27 protein-coding genes are annotated in these 26019 nt (G+C 68.5%); 13 read left to right on the top strand and 14 right to left on the bottom strand.

Features of this window, described 5'->3' with window-relative positions:
- The first annotated feature begins 63 nt into the window (after positions 1 to 63).
- On the top strand, positions 64 to 540 hold the full coding sequence (locus tag ABD249_RS00835) for a GNAT family N-acetyltransferase (protein ID WP_344339350.1): 477 nt from the start codon (positions 64 to 66) through the stop codon (positions 538 to 540).
- A gap of 309 nt (positions 541 to 849) precedes the next feature.
- Here ABD249_RS00835 and ABD249_RS00830 read toward each other — a convergent pair whose 3' ends face one another.
- The 6 genes from ABD249_RS00830 to ABD249_RS00805 all read right to left on the bottom strand — a co-directional run bounded on the left by ABD249_RS00830 (position 850) and on the right by ABD249_RS00805 (position 6215).
- Positions 850 to 1146 (bottom strand): GIY-YIG nuclease family protein, encoded by a 297-nt coding sequence (locus ABD249_RS00830; protein WP_344339348.1) that lies wholly within the window; start codon positions 1144 to 1146, stop codon positions 850 to 852.
- A gap of 609 nt (positions 1147 to 1755) precedes the next feature.
- Positions 1756 to 1962, bottom strand: a complete 207-nt coding sequence (locus tag ABD249_RS00825; protein ID WP_344339347.1) for a DUF3618 domain-containing protein — start codon at positions 1960 to 1962, stop codon at positions 1756 to 1758.
- Complete coding sequence (locus ABD249_RS00820; RefSeq protein WP_344339344.1) at positions 1959 to 2411, bottom strand: phage holin family protein; 453 nt, start codon at positions 2409 to 2411, stop codon at positions 1959 to 1961. The genes ABD249_RS00825 and ABD249_RS00820 overlap by 4 nt, the downstream gene beginning before the upstream one ends.
- Complete coding sequence (locus ABD249_RS00815; protein WP_344339342.1) at positions 2411 to 2677, bottom strand: hypothetical protein; 267 nt, start codon at positions 2675 to 2677, stop codon at positions 2411 to 2413. Before ABD249_RS00815 ends, ABD249_RS00820 begins: the two co-directional genes overlap by 1 nt.
- Positions 2678 to 2818: 141 nt before the next feature.
- On the bottom strand, positions 2819 to 4759 hold the full coding sequence (locus ABD249_RS00810; protein WP_344339341.1) for a M13 family metallopeptidase: 1941 nt from the start codon (positions 4757 to 4759) through the stop codon (positions 2819 to 2821).
- Between the two features lie 76 nt (positions 4760 to 4835).
- Positions 4836 to 6215: an MFS transporter gene (locus ABD249_RS00805; protein ID WP_344339337.1), complete on the bottom strand. Its 1380-nt coding sequence runs from the start codon at positions 6213 to 6215 to the stop codon at positions 4836 to 4838.
- Positions 6216 to 6392: 177 nt separating this feature from the next.
- Here ABD249_RS00805 and ABD249_RS00800 point away from each other — a divergent pair, with 177 nt between their 5' ends.
- The 6 genes from ABD249_RS00800 to ABD249_RS00775 all read left to right on the top strand — a co-directional run bounded on the left by ABD249_RS00800 (position 6393) and on the right by ABD249_RS00775 (position 12732).
- Positions 6393 to 7766 (top strand): LLM class flavin-dependent oxidoreductase, encoded by a 1374-nt coding sequence (locus tag ABD249_RS00800; protein ID WP_344339336.1) that lies wholly within the window; start codon positions 6393 to 6395, stop codon positions 7764 to 7766.
- On the top strand, positions 7763 to 8983 hold the full coding sequence (locus tag ABD249_RS00795) for an acyl-CoA dehydrogenase family protein (protein ID WP_344339335.1): 1221 nt from the start codon (positions 7763 to 7765) through the stop codon (positions 8981 to 8983). The genes ABD249_RS00800 and ABD249_RS00795 overlap by 4 nt, the downstream gene beginning before the upstream one ends.
- A gap of 19 nt (positions 8984 to 9002) precedes the next feature.
- Positions 9003 to 9518 (top strand): DinB family protein, encoded by a 516-nt coding sequence (locus tag ABD249_RS00790; RefSeq protein ID WP_344339333.1) that lies wholly within the window; start codon positions 9003 to 9005, stop codon positions 9516 to 9518.
- A 292-nt stretch (positions 9519 to 9810) separates the two neighbouring features.
- The gene (locus ABD249_RS00785) at positions 9811 to 10923 is read left to right on the top strand and encodes a tyrosine-type recombinase/integrase (RefSeq protein WP_344339332.1); all 1113 of its coding nucleotides are present in this window, start codon (positions 9811 to 9813) and stop codon (positions 10921 to 10923) included.
- Positions 10920 to 11258 carry a helix-turn-helix domain-containing protein gene (locus tag ABD249_RS00780; RefSeq protein WP_344339330.1) on the top strand — a complete coding sequence of 113 codons (339 nt, stop codon included), beginning with the start codon at positions 10920 to 10922 and terminating at the stop codon, positions 11256 to 11258. Before ABD249_RS00785 ends, ABD249_RS00780 begins: the two co-directional genes overlap by 4 nt.
- Positions 11259 to 11331: 73 nt before the next feature.
- Complete coding sequence (locus tag ABD249_RS00775) at positions 11332 to 12732, top strand: site-specific recombinase (RefSeq protein WP_344339329.1); 1401 nt, start codon at positions 11332 to 11334, stop codon at positions 12730 to 12732.
- Between the two features lie 4 nt (positions 12733 to 12736).
- Here ABD249_RS00775 and ABD249_RS00770 read toward each other — a convergent pair whose 3' ends face one another.
- The 3 genes from ABD249_RS00770 to ABD249_RS00760 form a co-directional block, all read right to left on the bottom strand.
- Positions 12737 to 13648 carry a hypothetical protein gene (locus ABD249_RS00770; protein WP_344339327.1) on the bottom strand — a complete coding sequence of 304 codons (912 nt, stop codon included), beginning with the start codon at positions 13646 to 13648 and terminating at the stop codon, positions 12737 to 12739.
- Position 13649: 1 nt separating this feature from the next.
- Positions 13650 to 14225 (bottom strand): recombinase family protein, encoded by a 576-nt coding sequence (locus tag ABD249_RS00765; protein ID WP_344339326.1) that lies wholly within the window; start codon positions 14223 to 14225, stop codon positions 13650 to 13652.
- Between the two features lie 135 nt (positions 14226 to 14360).
- The gene (locus ABD249_RS00760; protein WP_344339324.1) at positions 14361 to 14846 is read right to left on the bottom strand and encodes a GNAT family N-acetyltransferase; all 486 of its coding nucleotides are present in this window, start codon (positions 14844 to 14846) and stop codon (positions 14361 to 14363) included.
- A gap of 128 nt (positions 14847 to 14974) precedes the next feature.
- Between ABD249_RS00760 and ABD249_RS00755 the strand changes: the two genes are divergently transcribed.
- A complete protein-coding gene (locus ABD249_RS00755) occupies positions 14975 to 15568 on the top strand; it encodes an SLATT domain-containing protein (protein WP_344339323.1) in 594 nt (197 codons plus the stop codon).
- The gene (locus ABD249_RS00750; RefSeq protein ID WP_344339322.1) at positions 15552 to 16841 is read left to right on the top strand and encodes a nucleotide-binding domain-containing protein; all 1290 of its coding nucleotides are present in this window, start codon (positions 15552 to 15554) and stop codon (positions 16839 to 16841) included. Before ABD249_RS00755 ends, ABD249_RS00750 begins: the two co-directional genes overlap by 17 nt.
- A gap of 183 nt (positions 16842 to 17024) precedes the next feature.
- Here the strand turns inward: ABD249_RS00750 and ABD249_RS00745 are convergent, their stop codons facing one another.
- The 3 genes from ABD249_RS00745 to ABD249_RS00735 are packed head-to-tail and all read right to left on the bottom strand — an operon-like array spanning position 17025 to position 19935.
- Positions 17025 to 18380 (bottom strand): MFS transporter, encoded by a 1356-nt coding sequence (locus ABD249_RS00745; RefSeq protein WP_344339320.1) that lies wholly within the window; start codon positions 18378 to 18380, stop codon positions 17025 to 17027.
- Positions 18377 to 19306, bottom strand: coding sequence for an NADP-dependent oxidoreductase (locus ABD249_RS00740; protein WP_344339319.1), 930 nt, complete (start codon positions 19304 to 19306; stop codon positions 18377 to 18379). The genes ABD249_RS00745 and ABD249_RS00740 overlap by 4 nt, the downstream gene beginning before the upstream one ends.
- Positions 19303 to 19935, bottom strand: a complete 633-nt coding sequence (locus ABD249_RS00735) for a DsbA family oxidoreductase (protein ID WP_344339317.1) — start codon at positions 19933 to 19935, stop codon at positions 19303 to 19305. The genes ABD249_RS00740 and ABD249_RS00735 overlap by 4 nt, the downstream gene beginning before the upstream one ends.
- A 79-nt stretch (positions 19936 to 20014) precedes the next feature.
- Between ABD249_RS00735 and soxR the strand changes: the two genes are divergently transcribed.
- The 3 genes from soxR (at position 20015) to ABD249_RS00720 (ending at position 23519) form a co-directional block, all read left to right on the top strand.
- On the top strand, positions 20015 to 20464 hold the full coding sequence (gene soxR, locus ABD249_RS00730; protein ID WP_344339316.1) for a redox-sensitive transcriptional activator SoxR: 450 nt from the start codon (positions 20015 to 20017) through the stop codon (positions 20462 to 20464).
- A gap of 220 nt (positions 20465 to 20684) precedes the next feature.
- Positions 20685 to 22145, top strand: a complete 1461-nt coding sequence (locus ABD249_RS00725; RefSeq protein WP_344339315.1) for an aldehyde dehydrogenase family protein — start codon at positions 20685 to 20687, stop codon at positions 22143 to 22145.
- Positions 22146 to 22262: 117 nt separating this feature from the next.
- Positions 22263 to 23519, top strand: coding sequence for an MFS transporter (locus ABD249_RS00720; protein ID WP_344339312.1), 1257 nt, complete (start codon positions 22263 to 22265; stop codon positions 23517 to 23519).
- 73 nt (positions 23520 to 23592) lie between these two features.
- On the opposite strand, the gene ABD249_RS00715 is transcribed toward ABD249_RS00720, so the two are convergent.
- Both ABD249_RS00715 and ABD249_RS00710 read right to left on the bottom strand, forming a co-directional pair.
- A complete protein-coding gene (locus tag ABD249_RS00715; RefSeq protein ID WP_344339311.1) occupies positions 23593 to 24330 on the bottom strand; it encodes an SDR family oxidoreductase in 738 nt (245 codons plus the stop codon).
- A 73-nt stretch (positions 24331 to 24403) separates the two neighbouring features.
- Positions 24404 to 25135 carry an SDR family NAD(P)-dependent oxidoreductase gene (locus ABD249_RS00710; RefSeq protein WP_344339308.1) on the bottom strand — a complete coding sequence of 244 codons (732 nt, stop codon included), beginning with the start codon at positions 25133 to 25135 and terminating at the stop codon, positions 24404 to 24406.
- A gap of 150 nt (positions 25136 to 25285) precedes the next feature.
- Between ABD249_RS00710 and ABD249_RS00705 the strand changes: the two genes are divergently transcribed.
- Complete coding sequence (locus ABD249_RS00705) at positions 25286 to 25912, top strand: TetR/AcrR family transcriptional regulator (RefSeq protein WP_344339307.1); 627 nt, start codon at positions 25286 to 25288, stop codon at positions 25910 to 25912.
- Positions 25913 to 26019 lie beyond the last annotated feature (107 nt).

Genomic DNA, 26019 nt, shown 5'->3' with positions numbered 1-26019 from the left:
CCGTGGCACGTGCTGTGGACGAGCCACCGAGGTTCGTGCAGCCGGCGCCCGTATCCTGTGGGCATGGCAGGCGTCGAAGTCCGGGTCGCGACGCGCGACGACCTCGAGGCGCTGACGGCGCTCCTGCAGCGCTGGGGCTCGGACGACGACCCCGACGAGAAGGTCGTGCGCTACCGCGAGCGGCTCGCGACGAACCTCGAGAACGCGACGCACCACATCGTGGTCGCGGTCGTCGACGACGCCGTCGCCGGCTACGCCGCCGCGCAGGACTACGGCCCCGCGCTCGACCAGGACCGCTCGATCGCCCGCATGCACGACCTCTGGGTCGCGCCGGTGGCACGCGGCCGCGGCGTCGGCACCGCGCTGTTCGAGGCCGTGCGCGACTGGGCGCAGCGCGAGGCGCGCATCGGGATGCTGCAGTGGCAGGCGAGCGACGTCGCGATCGACTTCTACCGCACGCTGGGCCTCGAGGCGGAGGACGCCTCGCAGCCGCGCGCGGACTTCGCGCTCGAGGTGCACCTGCCCGGCCGCGACGACTGACCCGCGGCGCCGCCCACCCCGCTCCTCCGGTGCGCCCACCCCGCTCCCTGAGGTGTGCCCACCTCCGCTCCCTGAGGTGCGAGCGCAGCGAGCCTCGAAGGGCGCTGCCCTCCCGCTCCCGAGCTGGCTCCCACCCGCTCCCTAAGCTGCGTTCCCCACACCCCGCTCCCTGAGGTGCGAGCGCAGCGAGCCTCGAAGGGCCCTGACCTCCCGCTCCCGAGCTGGCTCCCACCCGCTCCCTAAGCTGCGTTCTCCACACCCCGCTCCCTGAGGTGCGAGCGCAGCGAGCCTCGAAGGGCCTCCCACCCGTCACCCCGTCGGCCCCTGCAGTCCGCGTCGCCGAGAGGCGCGCGAGATCAGCGCCCAGTCCCCTCGGATCAGCGCCTCCTTCTTCGCGCGACTCCACCCGTGCAGCTTGCGCTCGATCGCGTAGGCCTCGTCGACGCGGGCGTACTCCGCAGCCCAGACGATCTCGACCGGCAGCCGCGTGCTCGTGTAGGCGGAGCCCTTGCCGATCGCATGCTGCTGCAGTCGGTGATCGAGATCTCGGGTGCTGCCGACGTAGTAGGAGTCGTCAGCGCATCGGAGCATGTACACGTGGGGCATGCGGGCGATCGTCGTGGAGCACGCCCGTGTCGATGGCGCATCGCGCACCGCCCTGGGGATGAGGCGGGCGGCGAGGATCGGTGGAGCACGCGTGGGGCAGGCGGGGCGGCACCCTTCGAGGCTCGCTGCGCTCGCACCTCAGGGAGCGGGGTGGGGAGGAGCGGGGTGGGGTGCGCTCGCGCCTCGGAGAGCGGGATGGGCAGGGGCGGCACCCTTCGAGGCTCGCTTCGCCCGCACCTCAGGGAGCGGGGTGGGGTGCGCTCGCGCCTCAGGGAGCGGGATGAGGTTCGCTCGCACCTCAGGGAGCGGGGTGGGGTGCGCTCGCGCCTCGGGGAGCGGGCTGGGGAGGGGCGGCACCCTTCGAGGCTCGCTGCGCTCGCACCTCAGGGAGCGGGGTGGGGAGGAGCGGGGTGGGGTGCGCTCCCGCCTCGGCGAGCGGGGTGGGGTGCGCTCTCGCCTTCGGGAGCGGGGTGGGGAGGCGCGGGATGGGTGCGCTCGCGCCTCGGGGAGCGGGGGCTTGCCGCGAGGAGCCTCGGTGGCGGAGGACGCACGACGCCCCGCTCGAGCGTGCGCTCGGCGGGGCGTTCGGCGTTCGGGCCTGGGGCGTCGCTAGCGGCGGCGCAGGACCAGGAAGGTCACGAGTCCCGCGATCGCGACGACGGCGCCTGCGGCACCCGCCAGCCACGGCGTCGGGTTCTCGTCGATGCGGTGCTTCGTGCGCTCGGCGAGCTTCGCCGGGTTGACGCGATCCTCGATCTCCTCGAGGGCGCGGCGCAGCTCGTCGCGCTGCCTGTCGACGTCGCTCTGCTCGGTCATCGCTGGTCTCCGTCCGTGCGGGTCGTCGTGGGCAGGGAGTCGAGCGGCGACGTGCCGTCGGCGGCGTGACCGAGGCCGCGCACCATGTGCACGTCGTCCTTGATCGAGTCGAGGGTCTCCATCTCCTTGAAGGCCGCGCCGCGCTTCAGCAGCGGGATGCCCACGAGGACGAGGATGCCGATGACGAGCAGCAGGCATGCGGCCGTCAGCAGCGCTGCCGCCCACTCGGGGAACAGCAGCTGCCAGAGCGCGTTCACCGCGGCGAGCAGCCAGCCCAGCATGAAGATCGCCATGACCGCGGCGACGGCGAGCAGCACGCCGCCGATGCCGAGCTTCGCGACCTTGCCCTTGACCTCGGACTGCAGGTTCTCGAGCTCGGCGCGGAACAGCCCGACGACGAGCGTCGGAACCTCTGCGAGGAGCTCGGGAAGCGACCTGCGGTCCGCCATCAGGACTCCTTCGGGCGACGCGTGACCTTGCGAATCGCCTTCGTCGCAGCGTCGGTGGCAGCGTCGACGACCTTCGGCGTCTGCGTGTCGACGAACTGCTGGACCTCGGCCCGCGGCTTCGCCACCGCACGCGAGTTCCACAGCTTGTCGGCGCTCGCCGCGATCTGCTCGTACCGCTGGCGACCGGCCTTCGCGCCCAGCACGTAGCCGACGCCGATGCCCGCCACGAAGATGATCTTGCCGCGCATGTCGTCTCCCGTCGTCATGGAATCAGGGTCCTTCGAGGAGCCCCGACTCGACTTACCCTAGCGAGGCGGGGCCGGGTGGCACCTGGGCGGTCGACACCCCTTGACGCTGCGTGCTAGGCGACTCGACTCGCTCGAGCCGCCCGTCCACGCGGCCGTCGGTCACCAGATCGTGACGCGCGCCTCCGGCGACAGCCACAGCGCATCGCCCTCGCGCACGGCGAACGCGTCGTAGAACGCGTCCATGTTGCGCACGACCTGGTTGGTGCGGTGCTCGTTCGGCGAGTGCGGATCGATCGAGACGAGGCGGATGGCCTCCTCCGAGCGGATCTTCATCTGCCACGCCTGCGCCCACGACAGGAAGAAGCGCTGCGCGCCCGTGAGCCCGTCGATGATGGGCGCCTCGGCGCCGTCGAGGAAGTGCTGGTAGGCCTTCCACGCGATGCCGAGCCCGCCGAGGTCGCCGATGTTCTCGCCGATGGTGAGGGCGCCGTTGACCGCGTGGTCCGGCGCCGCCTCGGGCGCGAGGGCGTCGTACTGCGCGATGAGCACGCTCGTGCGCTCCTCGAAGCGGGCACGGTCGTCCTCGGTCCACCAGTCGCGCAGGCGGCCGTCGCCGTCGTAGCGCGACCCCTGGTCGTCGAACCCGTGCCCGATCTCGTGGCCGATCACGGCGCCGATCGCGCCGTAGTTCGCGGCGGGGTCGGCGGTGTGGTCGAAGAACGGCGGCTGCAGGATCGCCGCCGGGAAGACGATCTCGTTGAAGCCGGGGTTGTAGTACGCGTTGACCGTCTGCGGCCCCATGAACCACTCGTCGCGATCGAGCGGCCGGCCGATCTTGCCGAGCTCGCGATCGTGCTCGTGAGCGGCGGCGGCCTGCACGTTGGCGACGAGGTCGTCGCCGACCTCGAGCGCCTCGTAGGAGCGCCAGCGCACGGGGAAGCCGATCTTCGGCGTGAAGCGGTCGAGCTTGTCGAGGGCGGCGGCGCGCGTCGCGGGCGACATCCACTCGAGCGTCTCGATCGATGCGCGGTACGCGGCGACGAGGTTCGCGATGAGCTCGTCCATCGCGGCACGCGCGTGGGGCGGGAAGTGGCGCTCGACGTAGACCTTGCCGACGACGTCGCCGAGGGCGCCCTCGACGAGCGCGACGCCGCGCTTCCAGCGCGCGCGCTGCTCGGGGGCGCCGGTGAGCGCGGTGCCGTAGAAGGCGAAGGCGTCGGCCGAGATGCGCGTCGTCAGGTACGGCGCCCAGGCGCGGACGATGGAGGCGCGCAGCCACGAGCGCCAGCCGTCGAGCCGCTCGGGCGTGAGGAGCGTCGCGACGCCCTCGAGGTACGACGGCTGGTGCACGACGACCTCGTCGTAGATGCCGGCCGGCGCCTCGATGGCCTCGAACCACGGCGCGAGCCACCCGTAGGTCTGCGCGAACGGCAGCAGGTTGTACGTCTTGACGCTGTCGCGGGAGGCGACGCGATCCCAGTGGTGGGTCGCGACGTCGGTCTCGAGCGCCAGCACCCCGGCGGCCTCGGCCGCGGCGTCCGGGCGCTCGGCGTGCGCGAGCATGCGCTCGAGGTGCGCGAGGTACTTCGCGCGCGTCTCGGCGTGCGCCTCCTCGCGGTAGTACGACTCGTCGGGCAGGCCGAGCCCGCCCTGCGCGACGTTCACGACGTAGCGCTCGGGGTCGCCGGGGTCGTTGTCGACGTACTGGCCGAACAGCCCGGGGCCGCCGATGCGCTCCATGGCGCCGAGCGTGCGCAGCAGGTCGTCGATCGAGGCGACGGCGTCGGCCTGCGCCAGGAGGGGCCGGATGGCGTCGATGCCGCGCGCGTCGATGGCCGCCTCGTCCATGAAGGACGCGAAGAGATCGCCGACCTTGCGCTGCTCGGTGCCCGGCTCGGCGTCGGTCGACTCCTCGATGATGGTGCGGACGGCCTGCTCGGCGTCCTCCGCGAGGATCGCGAACGATCCCCATCTCGCCTTGTCGGCGGGGATGTCGGTGCGCGCGAGCCACTTCGCGTGCACGTGCTGGAACAGATCGTCCTGAGGGCGGATCTCTGGGCTGAGCTCGGCGATGTCGATGCCGGAGCGGGCTTCGGTCATGCGCTCGAGTCTAGGAGCGGGCGCCTGGCAGTGCGTCGCGCGGTGCCGGGGCGGCCCGCGCCGGCCCGGTGCCCGCCTACGACCGTGCGGGAGCCTGCTCGTCCTCCACGAGCGCGTCGAGCTCGGCCTCGACGTCGTCGCTCGCCGCGAGCACGACCTCGTCCGAGCCGCCGTCCTTCGCGAAGACCGCCGCGATCGTCGTGAGCACGGCGTAGACGCCGATGAAGACGCACAGGATCCACGGGCTGCCGCCGCCGAGCTCGACGAAGACCACCGCGAGCAGCGGCGTGAGGCCGTTCGAGAAGATCGAGCCCACCTGGTAGCCGAGCGAGACGCCCGAGTAGCGCAGGTCGGTCGGGAACTGCTCGGCGAACCACGCGGCCTGCGGCCCGTAGATCGCGTCGTGCAGCAGGTTCATGCCGACGAGGAAGACGAGCCACACGAGCCACAGCGGACCGTGGTCGAGGAAGGCGAAGAACGGCCAGACCGCGACGCCGATGCCGATCGACGCGCCGATCGCGATCCTGCGCCGACCGATGCGATCGCTCAGCCATCCCCACAGCGGCGTCGAGACGAGGCTGATGGCGCCCACGATGAGCAGCGACGTGATGCCGACCGACGAGTCGCCCCGCGCGTTCGCGAGGTACGTGAGCGAGTAGACCGTGAGGATCGAGAACCACGCCGGCTGCACGAGCCGCAGGCCGATCGTGACGAGCACGCCGCGCGGGTGGCGCTTGAGCACCTCGACGACCGGCAGCCTGCGCACGGCGCCGGCCTGCTTGATCTTCGCGAACTCCGGGGCGTCCTCGACGCCGAGTCGGATGACGAGGCCGATGACGACGAGCACGGCGGACGCGAGGAACGGGATGCGCCACGCCCACTCCTGGAACGCGTCGGTGCCGAGGATCGCCTGCACGCCCCAGATCGAGCCGGTCGCGAGCAGCAGCCCGCCCGCCGAGCCCATCTGCGTGAAGCTGCCGAAGAGGCCTCGCCGGCCCGCAGGGGCGTGCTCGACCGACAGCAGCGCGGAGCCGCCCCACTCGGCACCGGCCGACAGCCCCTGCGCGAGGCGCAGCGCCACGAGCGCGACGACCGACCAGACGCCGATGGTGGCGTAGCCGGGCAGCAGGCCGATGAGGAAGGTCGCGATGCCCATGAGCAGCAGCGAGCCGACGAGCAGCTGCTTGCGGCCGATGCGATCGCCGAGATGGCCGGCGACGATGCCGCCGAGCGGGCGGGCGAGGAAGCCGACGCCGTACGACGCGAACGACGCGATGAGGGCGACGGCAGGGGTCGACTCGGGGAAGAACGTCGCGCCGAAGACGAGCGCGGCCGCCTGGGCGTAGAGGTAGAAGTCGTACCACTCGATCGTCGTGCCGACGAGCGACGCGGCGAGGACGCGGCGGCGGGTGCTCGTGACGACGGGCTCCGCGGATGCGGTGGATGCCTGGGACATGGGATCTCCTGTGCTGGGGTCGGGAGCCACCTCACCCGCCGCGGCCGGGGCGGGGCAAGACGGCCGCGTCGCGCAGCGTCACACGGTCGTCACAGTCCGTCATGCGCTCGATCCGAGCGGCGCGGCTCGACACGATGGGCAGGCTGCCGCGCCGACCGAGCGCGAGGAGGAGGAGCCGTGCCCGACCGCCCGCCGCTGCGATTCGCAGCGTTCGTGATGGACACCGTGTCCCACATCCAGCACGGCCTCTGGAGGCGCCCCGAGGCGCAGCAGCACCGCTTCGACGAGCTCGACCTGTGGGTCGACCTCGCACGCACGCTCGAGCGCGGCGGCTTCGACGCCATGTTCTTCGCCGACGTCGTCGGCCTCTACGGCCCGGCCGGCGGCGACTTCGAGGTCAACGCCCGTGAGGGATTGCAGCTGCCCAACGGCGACCCGTCGGTGCTGATCTCGGCGCTCGCCGCCGCGACCGAGCACCTCGGGTTCGCGTTCACGTCGTCGGTGCTGCAGGCGCATCCGTTCGAGTTCGCCCGCCGCGTCTCGACGCTCGACCACCTCACGAGGGGTCGCGTCGGCTGGAACGTCGTCACGAGCGCGCTCGACGGCGCCGCCCGCAACTTCGGCGCCGACCGCCTCGAGGAGCACGACGAGCGCTACGTGTGGGCGCAGGAGTACGTCGACGTCGTGACGAAGCTGTGGGAGGGGTCGTGGGACGACGACGCGTGGCGCGCCGACAAGGCCGCGGGCGTCGTGTCGGACGCGCGCGGCATCCACCGCATCGACCACGTCGGCGCTCGGTACTCGGTCGCCGGGCCGCACCTGTCGCGGCCGTCACCGCAGCGCACGCCCGTGCTGTTCCAGGCCGGCTCGTCGCCCGCCGGCCGCGCGTTCGCCGCCCGCAACGCAGAGGCGCAGTTCATCCTGTCGTCGACGCCCGAGAAGACGGCAGAGCTCATCGCCTCGACGCGCGACCAGGTCGAGGCGGCCGGTCGTCGCCGCGACGACATCCGCTTCTTCCTCGGCCTCGCGTTCGTCGTCGGATCGACGGAGGAGGAGGCGCGCGCGAAGTCCGCCGAGATCGACGAGTGGCTGTCGCCCGACGCCTTCCTCGTGCACTCGAACCTCGGATTCGACCCCGACACGGGCGAGCAGCTCGACCCCGACACCCCGTTGTCGCAGGTGCGCACGCAGACCAACCGGTCGCATCTGCAGTGGCTGCAGGAGGCGGCGGGCGACCGCGAGCCCACCATCCGCGACCTCGCACGCCTGTCGGCCCGCATCCGCTCGCGCGTCGTCGGCACGCCCGAGCAGATCGCCGACCAGCTGGCCACCTGGCAGGACGCGGGCGTCGACGGCATCAACGTCATCAACTGGACGATCCCCGGATCGTTCGTCGAGCTCGTCGACCACGTGATGCCCGTGCTGCAGGAGCGCGGCCTCGCCGAGCGACCCGGTGCATCGAGCGCGACGACGCTGCGCGGCCGCATCTTCGGCCACGACCAGCTGCCCGACCGGCACCCTGCCCGGCAGTGGCGCGGGGCGTTCTCGTGACCGCGACGCAGGTGGTGGGGTCGGCGTCGCTCGTGTCGCGCTTCCAGGGGCTGATCGACGAGGTGCGGGCAGGCGCCGTCGCACGCGAGCTCGGCCGCGAGCTGCCCATCGATCTCGTGCGGCGCCTCGCCGACGCCGGCGTCGGGCGCGTGCGCCTGCCGGTCGACGACGGCGGCCTCGACGCATCCATCGCCGAGTCGGTGCAGCTCACGATCGCGCTGTCGGCGGCGGATGCGAACGTGGGCCATCTGCTGCGCTCGCATGCCGGATTCGTCGAGCTCGTGCTGCGACGCGCGCCCGGCGCCGATCGCGACGTCTGGGTCTCGCGCATCGCGGACGGCTCGCTCGTCGGCAACGCGACGAGCGAGCTCACCGGGACGACGCTCGCCGACATCTCGACGCGCGTCGCCGAGGGCGACGACGGCATCTGGCGGCTCGACGGCCGCAAGTTCTACTCGACGGGCACGCTCTACTCCGACTGGGTCTACCTTGCCGCGGCGGACGGCGACGCTCGCGTGACCTTCGCGGTGCCGACGGATGCGCCCGGGGTCGAGATCCGCGACGACTGGGATGGCTTCGGGCAGCGCGCGACCGCGTCCGGCACGACCGTGTTCGACGGCGTCGAGGTCGATGCGTCGCAGCTCGCGACCTACGGCGCAGGACCGCTGACGCACATCCAGGCCTTCTACCAGCTGCATCTCGTGGCGGTGCTCGCCGGCGTCGCCGAGGAGGTCGTGCGCGACGCCGCCGACTTCGTGCGGGCTCGCACCCGCTCGTACGTGCACGCGAACACGGCGCGGCCCGCCGACGATCCGCAGGTGCTCGAGGTCGTCGGGCGGCTGTCGACGACGGCGTTCGCCGTGCGCTCGGCCGTGCTCGAGGCAGCCCGGCTGCTCGACGTCGCGGCGGCCTCCGCCGAGCCGGGCGACGCGCTCGACGCGCGGCTGCTCGAGGAGGCCGAGATCGCCGTCTACCAGGCGCAGGTGCTCGCGACGGATGCGGTGCCGGATGCCGCGACGCGACTCTTCGAGGTGGGCGGCGCCTCGGCGACCGAGCGCACGCGCGCCCTCGACCGGCACTGGCGCAATGCGCGCACGGTCGCATCCCACAACCCCGCGACCTTCAAGGCACGCACGATCGGCGCCTGGGAGGTCTCGGGCACGGGCCCCCTCGGCGTATGGCACCGGTACGAGACGGTCGGCCCGACGCGGTTCTGAACGTGCCAGGGTGGGTGCCGTGACCCATGCCGACGACCGTGAGCGAGCCGTGCTCCTCGGCGCGCTCGACTCGGCCAGGGCGCACGTGCTCGCCCAGGTCGAGCGCATGTCCGACGCCGACCTGCGCCGCACGGCAGCGCCATCGGGATGGACGCCGCTCGGGCTCGTGCGGCACCTGACGCTCTCGGACGAGCGCTTCTGGTTCGAGACCGTCGTCGCCGGCGGCTCGCTCGACTGGTGGCCGACCGCGACGCCCGGCGACACGCTCGATCCCGACTGGTCGGTGCCGCATGGTGCGCGCCCTGCGGACGTGATCGAGGAGTACCGCGCCGCGATCCGCCGCTCGGACGCGATCATCGCGAGCATGACGCTCGACGACGCCCCGCGCCGACCGGAGCCGGGCTGGCACGAGGCCGGACGCTTCCTCGACCTGCGCAGCATCGTGACGCACGTGATCGTCGAGACGAGCACGCACGCCGGGCAGCTCGACGTGGCGCGCGAGCTGCTCGACGGCGGCCAGCACCTCGTGCTCTGAGCGCCTCCTGCTCAAACCGTCAATCAAAACGCCGATAATTTTTCTTATGTCTGATAGAAGTGGGTAGTACCCCCCTCTCGCTGATTTGGTAACGGCAGAGGCGGCCGCCGTACGCCAGCCAGAAGCACGCCCTGACCGGTTCTTCTTCACGTCGACGAGCTCAACGCGCGCCGCGGCGAGTCGGGCTATTGATGCATCAGATGCATCACTCGAGGCGGAGGCTGACCGGTGATTTCGCGCTGAGTGTTGCGTCTGATGCATCAATGGTGCAGATTCTGACACGGAGGTCGTCGTGGAGCCGACCGGTCGCATACGCCTGTTTCGCTCCTCCAGCGCGGCCATCGACGCGGAGTCGCTGAGCGTCGCGATGCTCGACGGCTGGCGCAACGCGCAACGCGCTCAGTGCTTCCAGGAGCGCACCACGCATCGACGCCATCGCTCGGTCGAGCGATTCATTGATTGGTCCGGCAAGTACCCGTGGCAGTGGACGCAGCTCGAGGCGGAGGACTTCTTCGGCGAGCTTCGCGGGATCCACCATCGCTCGACCGCGACGGTGCGCGCGATCCAGAACGACCTCTCGCTCTTCCTCGCCTACGCCGCAGACCAGGCGTACCCGTGGGCGGCGCACTGCTCCGAGCTCCTCGGCGAGCCGTTCGTGCCGATCGCCCCTCGTCGGATCGTCCATCGGCAGGAGGGGCCTGAGAGTCCGGTCAAGCGTCCGTTCTCCACGACCGAGCTGCAGGCGTTCTTCGACTTCGCGGACGACGAGGTCGAACGCATCCTTCGGTCTGGCCTTCGAGGAGGTCTGGCCGCGTACCGTGACGCCGTCGCGTTCAAGGTCATGTACGCGTGGGGGCTTCGGCGTCGCGAGCTCTGCCACCTCAAGGTCGTCGACTTCTCCCGCAACATTCGGGCGCCACGGTTCGGCACGTGGGGCGTGCTGCGCGTCCGGTACGGCAAGGCAATGCGTGGATCGCCGTCGAAGCAGCGCACGGTGCTGACCGTGTTCGACTGGTCGGCGACCGCCGTCTCCGACTGGGTCGAGCGCGGACTCCCTCGGTTCCAGAACGAGGACGGCTGGCTCTTCCCCACCGAACGAGGTGCTGTGCTCGATGGGCGTTCGTTGCTTCGCAGGATGCAGCAGTACGTCACCGCGCTCGAGCTGCCCAGCGGACTCGACTTGCACTCCTTCCGCCGCTCGTATGCGAACCACATCCAACTCGAGTGGGGCTTCGATACCCACTTCGCCAAGGATCAGCTCGGCCACGAGCACGCATCGACGACGGCGATCTACACGATCGCGACCCCTGACTATCGCGCACGCGAGCTCGACCGCGTTCTCGGAGCGACGCTCGAACGCGCGGCTGCGCTCCCCCATAGCAACCGAGGAGATGGACGACCATGAAGACCGACGTCACTTACACGTGGCAGCTGCCCGTGGTGATGGCACGTGCCGGCTACCGAACGAGCACCGACCTCATCGAACCGCTCGCCGACCGAGGCATCATGCTCTCGCGGAGCCAGATCTACCGGCTCACGCGCGACCCCGAGCGCGTCTCGCTCCAGCTGCTCGCCGCGCTCTGCGACATCTTCGACATCGGCATGAACGAGCTGATCACGGTCGAGTCCCAGCGCATCCGCGCGATGAAGCGGCGGACCGTGAACGACGACGCCCCTCCCCTGCTCGAGACCTACCGACCGATCCGCGCGCGCATCGTCCGAGACCCCGATGACGACTAGCCGGGTGGGACGCCCCCGCGTACCCGGCAACTTCCACTGCCATCGGTGCAACCAGTCCTCGAAGCGCCACCGCGTGACCTGGCCCGACGGTCGCATCTGCACGCCCTGCTTCGTCCGGGCGGTCGAGACGTACGGCGCCTGCGCATGGTGCGAAGACGAACGGATGCTGCCGGGTCGCGACGAGCACGACCGTCCGATCTGCCGGATCTGCGCCCGCATCACGACCGACCTCGATTGTCGCCGTTGCGGCGCCGAGGCTGAACTGATCCGCCGGAAGCTCTGCGTCCGATGCGTGCTGCGCGAGGACCTCGAACCACTCCTCGCACCGAACGACCCACCCGACCTACGGCTCAAGCGCCTCGTCAACGTCCTCTGCGCCGTCGACCGACCAGCCAGCATCCGCACCTGGATGCGTGGCGCCGCCGCCAACGCGCTCCTCACCGCGATCGGCCGCCGGGAGCTGGATCTCGAACACGCCGCCCTCGACGCACTCCCCCAGTCGACTGCCGTCGACCACCTGCGCAGCCTCCTCGTCGCCCGCCACATGCTCCCCGACCGCGGGAACGAAGACCTCGCGCGGTTCGATCGCTGGCTCGACCATCGCCTCACCGAGCTCGCACCACGCCCGCGCATCGCCTCGGCGCTCGAACCCTTCGCCCGCTGGCACCACGCGCGGCGACTGCACGACGACGCCGACATCATCCGCAACCTCAACTACGCGACCCGTGGCGCGAAGCAGGAGATCACCGAGGCAGGACGCTTCCTCGCCTGGCTCGACGACACCCACGACGTCGCCTTCATCGACGTCGATCAGCGCCTCATCGACGAGTACCTCGCAGACGGCCCATCCACGAGGAAGACCGCGCGCAACTTCATCAACTGGCACCGATCGATCGGAACGGTGCGCGTGCACGCGGGCCGACGCCGCGATGGACTCTCGACGCCGATGGCCAAAGACATCGAGCGCATCGAACAACTCGGACGACTCATGCGCGTCACCGACATGCCCCTCGCACCACGCGTGATCGGCCTCCTCATGCTGCTCTACGGCACCCCGATCGGGCGCCTCGTGCAGCTGCAGCGCGACGCCGTGACCGAAGCGCCAGACGGGATACGCATCGACCTCGGCGGATCGCAACCTGCCCTCGTGCCTGGCCCCATCTCGCAGCTCATGTACGAGATGACGACGACCACCGCCGCTACTCGGACCGCGACCGTCGACGCCGGCTGGCTCATTCCCGGCGTGCGCATCGGCCGCCACGTCCACCCCGACAGCGTCCGCGAACGTCTACGCGCCATCGGCATCACGGTGCTTGCCGGCAGGAACGCGACGCTTGCCGATCTGACGCAGCAGCTGCACCCAGCCGTCCTGGCCGACGTCCTCGGCATCGGAACACCGACGCTCACCAACCACGCCCTTCGGGCGGGTATGGCGTTCGCGAGTTACCCCAACGCTCCGCGCGCAAGTCGATGATCGGCTACTCGAGACCCAATCGCCTACCGAGCTCCGAGAGGTACGTGCCGTCGTCGCGCTGCGGCGTGACCTGGGCTGCGCGCCAGAGGCCTTCGCGGAGCAGCACCGGGATGCTCGACGTCGACGTCCGCTGGAGATAGCGAATCAAGGCGCGAGAGCCTAGGTCGAGCACGTCCTCGAGCATCGACGTCCAACGTTCGGGATCGAGATGACCCCTGGTCAAGAACTGCCCCGGCCTCCACTCGTTTGCGGTGGACTCGAACACCTGCAACTCGAGGATGGGCCAGTCCTTCCCGTGCGCGGCAGCGGAGCACGCTCGCCAGTGGCCTTCGAACAGATCGGGGTCTAGCTCGAATGAACTGGCAGCCGCCCTGATGAGATCGACCATCGCCGGCAGTTGCTTCACTGCCGACGGGTCCGGGGAGTCCGCCGCATCAGCGTCGAGACGGCTCAGTCGCGCACGGACTTCGGCCGGGTCCCGCCCCATCGCTCTCCAGGCCTTCGCCTGCTCTCCGACATCGCTCCGTGCTATTCGCAGAAGACGTGCCAGTGCCTCAGCTCTGTTCCCGCTCGATGAGAGCCAAGCCGACTGAGCGAAGCCTTCAATCGCTCCACGCAACAGCGTGAAGTACCAGCGGAATCCGCGCGAGTGCACCACCTGGCCCTTGTACTGCACCAACGGAACGGCGTGATCTGCCCAGACCATCAAATGGTCTGACGCCGATCGAAGCCCCTCTCGGCACCACTGGCTGATGGACTCGCGGTCGTAAGCGATCTCGAGCGCGCCGAACGCTGTGTCGACATCGGGAATGGCCGAAGCGAGGAGGACCTCTTCGTGGCCACGAATCTTCAGCGCGCTTTCTGCCCACCTCTGCATGACAGCTGGGTCCACTGGACCGCCAAACTCCTGCTCCACTTCAACGCTCCCGGGTTGTGGCACGTTCGATCGCCCGATAGACGGTCGAGCGAGCAACGCCGAAGAGTTCCGCCAGTTCACCCGACGTGTGGGAACCGGCACGGTGCAGTGAGACGAGGTGCGCCTCCTGGGTCGGCGACAGCTTCGGCTTCTTGCCCCGCAACCGTCCCTTGGCGCGAGCGACGGCCATACCCTCGCGCGTGCGAGCGCGGATCAGGTCGGCCTCGAACTCGGCGACCATCCCGAGCACGTTGAAGAGCAGCCGACCGACGGGGTCGGTCGGGTCGTAGACGCTGCCGCCGAGGCTGAGCCTGACGCCCTTGCTCGCGAGCTCGTCCGCGATGTCTCGGGCATCCGGCAGCGAGCGGGCGAGCCGGTCGAGCTTCGCGACGACGAGGGTGTCACCCTCCCGGCACGCGGCGAGCGCTTCGCGAAGACCCGGGCGAGCACGATTCGTGCCGGTGAGCCCGTGGTCGACATGGACGTTGCGAGGTTCGACGCCGAGCGCGACGAGCGCTTCGCGTTGCGCGGTGAGGTCTTGCGCGACGGTCGAGACGCGCGCGTAGCCGATGAGCATGCCGCGACTGTAGCGTTTGACGCCCCATGACCGGGCACTTCATCGGGCAGGTCTACTGGGACGCCACTCCCCTAGCGGCGAGCAGGATCGACCAACGTCGGATGTGTCGGGTCAGGTGTCCCAGTGAGGGATCGACTACCGGACGCCCGTATCGAGAACCTTGAGGTACCAGCGATCGGAATAGGGTTCGTCGTTGAATGGCCCTACGCGCTCGAAGCCGTTCCGCTCATAGAGGGCGCACGCCTCCCGCAACTCGGCTCGAGTGTCCAAGCGCAGGGTGGTTATGCCCCTGTCCACACACGCCTGCTCAGCCGCCTCGAGCAACCGGCCCCCCAGGCCCTGGCCCCGATGGTCGGGCCGGGTGAATACCTTCGTCAGTTCGGCAAATCCGTCCCCGAAACGCACCCCCGCACAGCCCACCGCTCTGCCGTCCTCCACACCCACGAGGAAGATGCCACCGGTTCCCTGGAGTTCGTCGTAGGGCTCGCTGCGAAAGGCTTCTTCGAGTTCGCCTGGGGTCGCCTGCCGCCCGTACCACCGCGAAGCGACGTCTGACATGTACGCCCGGACGATCTCGTCGGCCAGGGGCGTCCCAGGAAGGACGACTTGAAGTTCGGTCACGTGAGAAGCGTAAAGGGATCGGCTTGCGGGAGTGGCGCGACCGCACTCACCGTCGGTGGTGACACCTACAGTCTCAATTGGAGACATGGCTCCGGCGACCAATTTTGACTCGAGGAGCGCGCACGACGATGGGGACTTCGACTCCCGGCGAACGGGACTTCCTGCTGGCTCAGGCCCGCGAGCTCTACGGCCGGGTCGTGTACTCGCACAAGGCTCATGAGAAGCAAGCCGACATCTACGACGCGCGGCACCGACGCTTTCAGTGGTGCAAGGTGATCCTCGCTGCCGCAAGCTCCGGGACCTTCTTGGCGGCCTTGGCTGGCGTTTTCCTCGAGGCTCAGATCTCCTCGCTGGTGATCTCATTCGTCGCGCTTCTCCTCTCAGCTGCAACCCTCGCCGGGGACACCTTCAAGTACGGCGAGGCGACGCAAAGGCACCGGGACTGTGCCGCGCGCCTGTGGAGCGTGCGGGAGTCCTATCTCTCACTTATCGTGACTCTGCAGTCGAGCGGCGCCGATCTTCCTGCGGCCCGCCAGAGGAGAGACGATCTTCAGGCCGAGCTCGAGGAGGCGTACGGCAACGCGCCGCGCACCTCCCCTCGCGCGTATCGCAAGGCGCAGCAAGGCTTGCAGGATCAGGGAGACATCAGCTTCGATCCAGGCGAACTCGACCGTCTTCTGCCAGAGCAGCTTCGACAGGGCCGTAATGACGCAGACGTCTGAGATCTTTGACGGCTTCTTGACGAACCTGGGCGTCGACAACGGAGCCACGATCGCGGTGCGACGCGACGAGATCACCAAGGCGCTGAACAAGGACTTCCGCGGCATCGAGAGTTCGACCGATCACAAGTTGATGGTCGGCTCCTACGGCCGTTGGACCGCCATCCGGGGCGTGTCCGATCTTGACCTGCTTTTCATCGCGCCCGCTTCGCTCCGAAGCGACTACGACAAGGACGGCGGGGCGGCGCGCATCCTGCAACGGACAAAACGAGCGATCCAGAACCGCTACCCCGCGACGACCGTCCGCGTCGACCGACTCGTCGTCGTCGTCGAGTTCACCTCGTTCTCCTTCGACGTGCAGCCCGCGTTCGCGAATGACGACGACTCCTACTCGTACCCGGACACCTACTCCGACGCCTGGAAGGTGACGAAGCCCCGTGCCGAGATCAAAGCCATTCGGGAGGAAAACGAGACAGCGCGCGGCAACCTTCGCAGGCTGTGCCGAATGACCCGTTCCTGGAAGAACAAGCACGGCGTCGTCATGGGCGGGCTGCTGATCGACACCCTCGCGTCACGATTCTTCAAGGCGGAGCCAGACTGGGCCGCGGAGGGCTCCGACGGATTCGGCCTCATGTGCGAGGCGTTCTTCGACTTCCTCGCGCAGGAACCCGACCACGAGTTCTACGCAGCAATCGGCAGCGGCCAGCGCGTCAAGGTCAAGAAGCGCTTCCAGCCGGCGGCAGCCCACGCGCGCGATCTTGCGAACATCGCTATCGGAGCTCGTGACCAGAGGAACGAGTACGCCAAGTGGCGAGCAGTCTTTGGCCGCTCCGTACCGAAGATCCAGCACGCTGGCGAGGAAGCTTCGTTCTCAAAGTTTCGCGACACCGAGGAGTTCGTCGAGGATCGGTTCCCCGTCGACATCCGTGCGTCGCTCGAGATCGATTGCACCGTCACGCAGGACGGATTTCGGCCACAGTTTCTGCGGACGCTACTCCGGAAGGCCCTACCTCTGCGCCCGCAGAAGAAGTTGCAGTTCACCATCGTGGAATGCACGGTGGTGGAGCCGTATGACGTTCGATGGAAGGTCCTCAACCGCGGCGCCGAGGCGGAACGACGAGACTGCATCCGCGGCACGCTCGTCGAAGCCAACGAGGGGCGTGATCGTACGGAGTACACCGTGTTCAGAGGCGAGCACGTCGTCGAGTGCTACATCATCAAGAACGGTGTGGTCGTCGCGCGCTCCTCAATCGAGGTACCGATCTCTGGCAGCTAGCCGCGCCGCGGTCGGGAGCTGCGCGAGGTGGAGGCTGTAGTTCTAGGCTCACGACCTACGTTGATATCCCCGATTTCCAGTCGAAGCGGGTGGTACCCCCTACCCGCACGTCCGATATCCAAGTCGCCGGCCGCAACTCTGTAGCGAAATGGGCGCTGATGAGTGTTTCAGCACGACGGACCCTTACCGTCGCAGACGGACCGATACTAAGGCCGCAGCGCAGCCGGTGATCGTCAACGCGGCGTAGACGATCGGGAACGACTGTCCAGGAGGTGTCGCGGCAAGAACGGCGGCAACGACGGCGAGCATTCCTGCAGACGCCATGCCTTCTCCGGCCTGCAGGGCGGAGCTGTAGGCGCCCTGCTCATCAGATCGCGCGAGCGTCAAGGTCGCAGCAGAGATCCGCGGGTAGGCCATCCCCATCCCAACACCCATCACGACGCATCCGGCAACGGTCATCGCCACCGGTGCGTGACCGAGCGTCAGGAACAACACGCTCGTCGGACCGACCAGCACAAGGATTGCTGCGATTCGTATGAGGCGGACCTGCATGTGAGCCGATTCGCCAACGCGCGCCTGCAGCCAGGCTCCCAACGCCCAGCCGACGGCTCCGATTGCGATGACGAGCCCCGCCGTGGTCGGCGCGAAGCCACGCTCGCTCTGCAGGTACAGAGTGAGGTACACGTCGGTTGCGGTGACAGTCGCGCCGAGCATCGCTCGGAGCGCGACGAGCCGCTGTGGTGCTCCCCGCAACCGGAGCGTGCCAGGCGGCAGCACGCGGCCGATGATGACCACGATGACCAGCGCGATGACGGCAGTGGCGACAGCGAGCGCGACGTACGGCATCGGCAGCTGACTTCCAAGGTGCAACGCGAGTAGCAGGAGCGCCGCGACGGTCGTGAACGCGCCGCGCCGGCCAAGCACGGTGCGTGTCGATCCGCCCTGTTCTGGAGTGCCCGTCCTAGTGGCGAGAAGCAGGCCGGCGAGCGCTGCAGCTGCGCCGACAAGGACGAGGCCGAAGACGGCCCGCCAATCCGCGAGCTGGGTCAGGATGCCAGCGATGACGGGGCCGACCATCGATGGCAACAGCCAGGCGGTAGTGAGGAGGCCGAACATCTTCGCTCGGGGCCCCGGGGGGACGCGTTGTGCGATGAGGACATAGAGCACGACGGAGTCGATGCCTCCGCCGATGCCCTGGAGCAGGCGCCCGACGATGAACGTGGCGGCGCTCGGGGCAAGCGCGCAGAGCGCGAGTCCGAAGACGAAGAGGGCGCCGCCCACGATCAATGGTCGACGGGTTCCGGATCGGTCGGCCCAGTTCCCCCCGACCACCATGCCCACCAGTGCGGTCGTGATGGTTGCGGCGTAGGCGAGCGAGTACCACTCTGAGCCGGCGAGATCGCGCATCGCGGTGGGGAGCACGGTGGAGATGGCGAAGGACTCGAACGCGATGCACGTCATGAGCGCCAGGACGCTGACGACGAACGCTCCCCTCGCCCGAGTCCACAAGCGCACCGCGTCGTCGTGCCCGACGCTCACCGAGCGTCCCCGATGCTGAGGACGACCTTGCCCCGCCCGTGCCCGGTTTCGACCTCACGGTGAGCGTCTGCGACCTCGTCGAGCGCGTAGATACGACGAACGTGCACGCGCAACCGAGCGGCGCCCGTCAGCGCGGCGAGGGTGGCAAGTCGTTCCGCCGAGCGCTGACTGCGGATCACCCGGCACCTCAACTCCCCCGCGAGCTGCATATCGACAATCGTCGCGACGCGGCGACGGTCTTCCACGAGATGGATGGCGTCTCGCAGGTTGTCGTGGCCGGCCGCATCGAACGCGACGTCGACCGCTGGAGCGAGAGCCCGGATGCGGTCGAGCTGACCGTCGCCGTAGACGACGGGATCGGCGCCGAGCGCTCGAACGTAGTCCTGGTTGGCGGCACCGGCGGTTCCAACGACCCGCGCTCCTGCCCATACAGCCAGCTGGGTGAAGATCGTGCCGACACCTCCGGCCGCTCCATGGACGAGAACCGTGTCACCCTCGCCGATCCCCAGCGCCTCGATGGCGGTGTGCGCCGTCTGCCCGGAGGCCGACAGGGCGCCCGCCTCCTCCCACGGCATGCCCCCAGGCTTCGGCACAATCTGCGACGCCGGCACTGCGACGTACTCCGCGTAGCAATCGAGCACGCGGAAGCCGAGCACCGCATCACCCGACGCGAAGCCGGTGATTCCAGCGCCGACCTTCTCGATGACGCCCGCGAACTCATTGCCAAGGATCTGCGGGAACTGGATGGTCGCGCCCGGCGGGGTCCATCCCGAACGGATCGCCGCATCGGTGCGCTGCACTCCCGCTGCCATCACCCGCACAAGCACCTCGTCCTCCTGCGGATCGGGACGGCGCATCGAACGAACCGTCAACACCTCGGGAAGGCCGAACGCGTCGATCGCCGCAGCACGCATCGACACGCTCACGCCGCAGCCAACGAGAAGTGCGCGGCAAGATCAGCCACGGAATGGCTGCCAGCGAGTAGACGACCTCCGGACCGTACCGTCGGAACAGACTGGATACCGAGATCGCGCGCCACTGCCAGGTCGTCGACGACACTCGCGGCGAAGTCATCGCCCGCGAACATGTCCCGCACCGCGGCCACCTCGAGGCCGAGATTGGCAGCGAGCTCAGCGACCCCCTCGGTCGACGAGAGGTCGACGTTGCGCCGGAAGTGCGCATCGAACGCCACCTCCCAGGCGTCACCAGCACCCTCCGGTTGCAGCGACGTGGCGAGCTTGAGGATGCGGTGCACAGGTCGAGAGTCGAAGGTCACCGCCGTGTCGACGTTGATCTCGAGACCCTCCGCCGCACCTGCGGCCCGGATCGATGCACTTTTCGCACTCCACTGCGCCGGCGTCATCCCCCACTCCTCGACGGCCACCTCAGCCATCGGTCGACCAGACCTCGGCGGACCATCGGGTTCGAGGAGGAACGCTCGGTACCGAACCGTCGGCTGCCGAACGGCGCCCCTGGGCGCCTCCCTCAGTCGCTGGAGCCCGATCCAGCACCACGGGCACCGGACATCAGCCCACACATCAACAACGGCCGTCATAACACTCCCCTTCGTCGACCTCACTTGACGTAGTCGACTTCATCAAGTGCACTTGACGTCAAGAGACGAGAGGATCCTGATGCCGCAGATCCACGAGGACGTCGTCTGGCTGCGACCAGGCGAGGTCGCCGACCGTGCCGGGCTCAAAGTGTCGGCGCTGCACTTCTACGAGAGCATCGGTCTCATCCGCAGCCGACGAACCGCCGGCAACCGCCGCGAGTACCGGAGAGACACGCTGCGAGTCCTGGCCTTCATCCGCGCCTCCCAGCGAGTCGGCATCTCGCTCGAACGGATCAAGGACGCTCTCGACGGCCTACCCCGCGACGGCGTCCCGACGACACGAGATTGGGCTCGCATCTCGCGACAGTGGAGCGATGACCTGACGCAGCGCATCGAGTACCTCACCGCACTGCGCGATCGCTTCTCGACCTGCATCGGCTGCGGCTGTCTGTCGCTGAAGTCATGCCCATACTCCAACCCAGACGACGTCATGGGCGCTCAAGGGCAGGGCGCGATGCGGTTCCCGTGATCTGAAGCCAGCACACCGCCGAGCGGGGAGCTGACGTCGAGCAATCCCGAGCTGCTGGAATCCGCCGACGGTCGATATCGACTCAGTAGCCGGTGTAGGTCAACGAGCGTCCAGCAGCAGAAGGGGCCACAGCAAGGCGAGGGCCCCGCTGTAAACGCGAAGCCGCAATAGAACGCAACGTACAGTACACTCTAGGTTCGCACCTTTTGAAGGAGATGTCATGACGGATCGAACGATCCCCGAATATGGCGCGTTCATCGACGGTCGGTTCCGCGAGCTAGGGCCAGTGTGGTTCGAGGCGCGGGAGGCCGCTACAGGTGAGATCCTCGCCCGCCTGACGCGCTCTGGACCCGCCGAAGTCGATGACGCCGTTGAAGCCGCCGATCGCGCCTTCCCTGCGTGGGCAGCGCTCACGGCCGAGCATCGCGCGGCCCTGCTCATGCGATTCGCCGCCGCCATCGAGGAAAACGCCGAGACGCTGGCGCGACTCGAGTCCGTCGACACCGGACGCCACATCCGAGAGATGCGCGAGGACTACGCCGCGACCGTGACGCAGCTGCGGTACTTCGCGTCTGTCGTGCTCGCGCACGAGGGGTTCGGGCGTCAGCTTGCGACCGGATACCTGGTTGCGAAGCGCGTGCCGCTTGGCGTCTGTGGCCAGATCATCCCGTGGAATGATCCTGCGGTCATGATGGCGTTCAAGATCGCGCCTGCGCTGGCCGCAGGCAACACGGTGGTGTTGAAGCCGGATCGCAACGCGTCGGTGTCCGTGATGGAGATCACAAGACTCGCTGCCGACATCTTCCCTCCCGGGGTCCTGAACGTGGTGCCCGGATACGGCACAGAGGTCGGCTCGGCTCTCACTGCGCATCCGAAGGTCCGCAAGCTGGCTTTCACCGGCAGCACCGAGACCGGACGCACCGTCGCCGAGGCTGGAGCGTCGCGTCTGGTCTCCTCCATCCTCGAACTGGGCGGGAAGAGCCCGAGCATCGTCTTCCCCGACATCGAGGACATGGATGCCGTGGTCGCGAACGCCACCTTCGGCGTCCTGATGTGCAACGGGCAGTCGTGTCTGGCCGGCACGAGGCTCTTCGTCCACGCCGACATCTACGATCGCTTCCTGGAGTTGCTCGTCGCGCGATTCGAGTCCCTTCAGGTGGGTCCGCCGCTCGACGAAACCACCGACCTCAGCGGCATGATCCATGCGGAGCATGCCAAGAAGGTGCTCTCGATGATTGAGGCGGGGATCGCGGAAGGCGCGAGGCTGGTGACCGGCGGGCACCGCGCACACGTGCCCGGCTTCGAGCAGGGGAACTTCATCGAGCCCACCATTCTCGAGGCGACGAACGCCATGTCCGTCGCCCGGGAGGAGATCTTCGGCCCGGTGCTGTGCGTCATCAGGTGGGACGACTACGAGACGATGATCGCCGAGGCCAACGACACGCCCTACGGCCTGGCGTCGGGCATCTACACGTCGAACCTCCGTCACGCGATGGACACCGCGGACCGGCTCGATGCCGGCAGTGTGTGGATCAACGAGTACTTCAACCTCTCAGGTGGCGTTCCCTTCGGTGGTTTCAAGGACAGCGGCCTCGGACGCGAGTTCTGCTTCGACACGCTGAACGAGTACACCCAGCTGAAGTCCATCACCATCGCGACCTCGACGAAGCCCGCAGCGTAGTCGAAGCAATGGGCGTCGCTCGCGTACACGACGAGCGCGCCGTCCCGATGCCGAGTCCGAAGAGGGACCTGTGCCCTGCGCACGGGTCCCTCTTAGGACTATGTCTCCTTGGAGCCCATGACTGGCGAAACCGCGCCCCTCCCGCACGACGGACCGATCAGGCTTGCGCGCTCCGGCCGATGGGCATCGTCCGGCCTCGCCGCCATGGCGATCACGTCCTTGGCACTTCGGCCTCCGCTCACCGTCGTCGGCCCTCTCACTCCCTCCATGCTCGCCGACGGCGAGCTCTCCATCGCGCAAGTTGGATTGCTCGGCTCGGTACCGCTCGTGGTGTTCGCAATGTTCAGCTGGCTGGTTCCGGCGCTGCTGCGCGGCATGCGGATCACGACCGTGCTGGCGACCGCGATGGCGGCCGTCGTGGCGGGCAGCGCGCTGCGCCTGGTGCCCGAGACTGCGCTGCTCTACCTGGGCACGGCGCTGGTGGCTGCCGGGCTGTGCGTCACGAACGTCTTGCTCCCGGTCGCCGCACGGACGTTCTTCCCCGATCAGGTCGGCCGTGTGACGGGTATCTGCACGGCTCTGATTTCGGCCGGCGGCGGTGCAGGCGTCGCGCTCGCCCTGCCACTTACCGACGGCCTGGACATCCAGTGGCGCATGGTGCTCGCGGTGACGGCGGCAGTCTCGGTCGTCGCGGTCCTGGCGTGGCTCGCGCCAAGCCTCCGCGCCTACGAGACCGCACTACCGCGACCTCAGGCCGCGTCGACACCACAGCTCACGAGAGTCGGCGATGTGCTGACGGCCGGGATCTTCTTCGGGGCGCAGGCGTCGTTCTTCTACCTCGCTGCCTCATGGCTGCTGCCGCTGCTCATGGAGAAGTCGCTCAGCATCGAACAGGCGGCCTTCGGCGTCGGCGCGTTCAGCCTGGCGGGTGTCGTCACGTGCCTCGTCACGCCGTCGCTCGCGCTCGGCCGGGTCGGGCTGCGCGGGATGGTCGTCGTTGCCGCCGTCCTGCAGTGTGCCGGCGCAATCGGAGTGCTCCTGGGCTCGGGAGGCATCGCGCTCGGCGCCGCCGTCGTGCTGGCGATTGGGGTCACCTCGGCGTTCTCGCTCAGCATCGTGATCTTCAGCATCACGGCGGAGTCCGCCGCTGCGACGCTCGCGCTGTCGGGCCGAGCGCAGAGCGTCGGATATGTCGTCGCCGGAGGACTTCCCTTCACCGCCGGTCTCGTCCGTACGCTCACCGGCTCCTGGATCGCCGTCGAGGTGACCATGCTCGTGCTCGCAGCGGTGACGTTCGTCTGCGGCCTCCTCGCGATCGGCCGTCGACGGGGTGGAGGGACGAGCGCCTCACGGGGTGATGTCGCGGGCACATGAACGACGAGGCCGGCGCAGGATGCACCGGCCTCGTCTGGATTTCGCGGCGGGTGCCGCGGGTCGACGTCTCGCGTCAGCTGAGCATCGCGAGCATCTCGTCGTAGTTGCCATTCGCCTCGGCGTACCGAAGGCCGGCAGCGGCCTCCACGATGATCTCCTTCGCCTCCGGGTTCGCCTCAAGCAGGGCGATGACCTCGTTGACGAACGCGTCGAGCGGCATCGCGGCCTCAGAGTCCTCCTGACCCATCAGGGTCGTGCGCACTCCGGGGGGTGCGATCTCGATGCACTGGATCGAGGTGTCCGCCAGCTGCACACGCATGCTCTCGGTGAACGAGTGGATTGCGGCCTTCGACGCGTTGTAGGTCGGGGTCATCGGCAGCGGGACGAAGGCCAGGGCCGACGTCACCGTGATGATGGTTGCGGCCTCCTGCTCGCGCAGGAAGGGGATGAACTGCGAGGCCAAGCGAATGGTGCCGAGGATGTTCGTCGTCACGGTGCGCTCGGCGATCTGCAGCGAGTCGGGCGACGTGAGGTCCTCGGGGTGCATGATGCCCGACATCGTCACGAGGACGTTCAGCGCCGGGTGGGAGGCGGTCACGTGCTCGAACGCGCGACGGATGGATGCTGTGTCGTCGACGTCGATCTCGACCGTCCCCAGCGCGGGATGCGCGGCCGTGATCTCCTCGAGACGGTCGCGACGGCGTCCGCCCACGATGACGGCGTTGCCCTCCTTCGAGAGTCGGATCGCGAGCTCGAGGCCGATGCCGGACGTGCCGCCGGCGATGAAGATGGTGTTGCCAGAGATTCTCATGTGTTTGTTCCTTGCTGTCGTAGAGGTGGAGGAATGGGTGAAGTCGGGAGGCGCGACGCTCCGCGCCGGAGCGCTAGTGCAGGCCGCCGCCGATGACGATGGTCTCTCCGGTGAGCCAGGAGGACTCCTCGGAGATGAGGAAGCAGGCGGCGCCTGCCAGGTCGGCGGGGACGCCGATCCGGCCGAGGGGTGTCCGCGCCTCGATGTCACGCACGAAGGCGTCGGCAGAGAACTCGCTCCGTTGCATGCCGGGGGTCGCGGTGAGTCCAGGGTTGATCGAGTTGACGCGGATGCCGCGCGGGCCCAGCTCGTTTGCGAGCGTGCGAGTGATCGCGTCCACGGCGCCCTTGCTGGCGTTGTATACGACTGAGCCTGCGGGCGTGAACGAAGACACGCTCGATCCGATGTTGACGACGCTTCCACCTCGCGGGGAGAAACGTGCCATCGCCTCCTTGATCGCATGCGTCAGGCCGAAGACGTTGAGGGCGAAGTGGTAGGCGAACGTGTCGTCGGTGACCTCCTCGAGCGGAGCCGTCTCGAAGACCCCGGCAGAGTTAACGAGTGCGTCGATGGTGTCCACGCGCTCGGCGACTCGCTCGAAGAGCTCGCGCACGCCCCGCTCCGTGGCGAGGTCTGCCTGGAACGCCGCAGCACCTGGTGTCAGAACCTCGAGCTCTCGCACCGTGCTCGCCGCCGCGGCGTGGTCGCCGCCATAAGCGATGAGGGTCCTTGCGCCGCGTGCGGCTGCCGTGCGGGCGATCTCCTGCCCAATGCCCTTGCTGCCTCCGGTGATGAGGATGGTCATGCCTGTCAACTGCGCCATGGTGCCTCCGCGTCTCTCACGCTACTGTACTGTACGTTGCGTACATATACAACTTACGAACGGGGCGGGGCGGGCCAGGTCGGCAATACTTGGACGTGAGGCCTGCACGGGCGCTGAGCAGAAGGAGAACCCATGGGGCATCGGCCTCTCGACGAGGTACGGGCGGAGGTGGCGCCACTTCCGCAGGGCGCGCGCAGCGCTGCCGTGCACGAGCGGGCGCTGCGCGCGGCGGCGGATCTGCTGGCAACGGGCGGCTTGCGGGCAGCAACGGTCGAGGCGGTGTCAGACTTGTCCGGGGTGAGCAAGGTCACGTTGTACCGACACTGGCCGTCGCGTCAGGCCATCGCTGCCGAGGCGTTCGGGCAGCTCATGTCAGAACAACTGGTGGTCCCAAACACCGACAACCCACCCGCCGATCTCGTGGCCTACCTAACGGACATCGGGGCCTTCTACCGCGGGCCGCTCGGCGTCACCTTCGCGGAACTGGTCGGTGCCTGCGCGAACGATGCGACGACCGCGGCCTACTTCCGGACGTTCTTCCTCGACGAGCGTCGCAAGGGGTTCGCGACCATCGTCGAGCGATGCATCGAGTCAGCCTACTTCCGGGCCGACGTCGACATCGATGAGGCGATTGATCTCTTCTTCGGACCCCTCATCTACCGGACCCTCGTTGGGCATGCGAGCGTCAACAACGCAGCGGTGCAATCGATCATCGACCACGCGGTCCGTGGACTCCGGACGGACTCCCATCCTGCGTAAGGATTGATCGATGGCACCCCGGAGCAGATGCAGGCGGTGGCGGAGCGGACATCAGGAGCTCGTGCATACGGGCAGGCATGCGACACCCACTGCCAGAGCGCTTGCCG

Origin of the sequence: Agrococcus versicolor (assembly GCF_039531815.1) — a bacterium.
GTDB lineage: Bacteria > Actinomycetota > Actinomycetes > Actinomycetales > Microbacteriaceae > Agrococcus > Agrococcus versicolor.
This window is presented reverse-complemented; position numbering and strand designations above follow the sequence as displayed.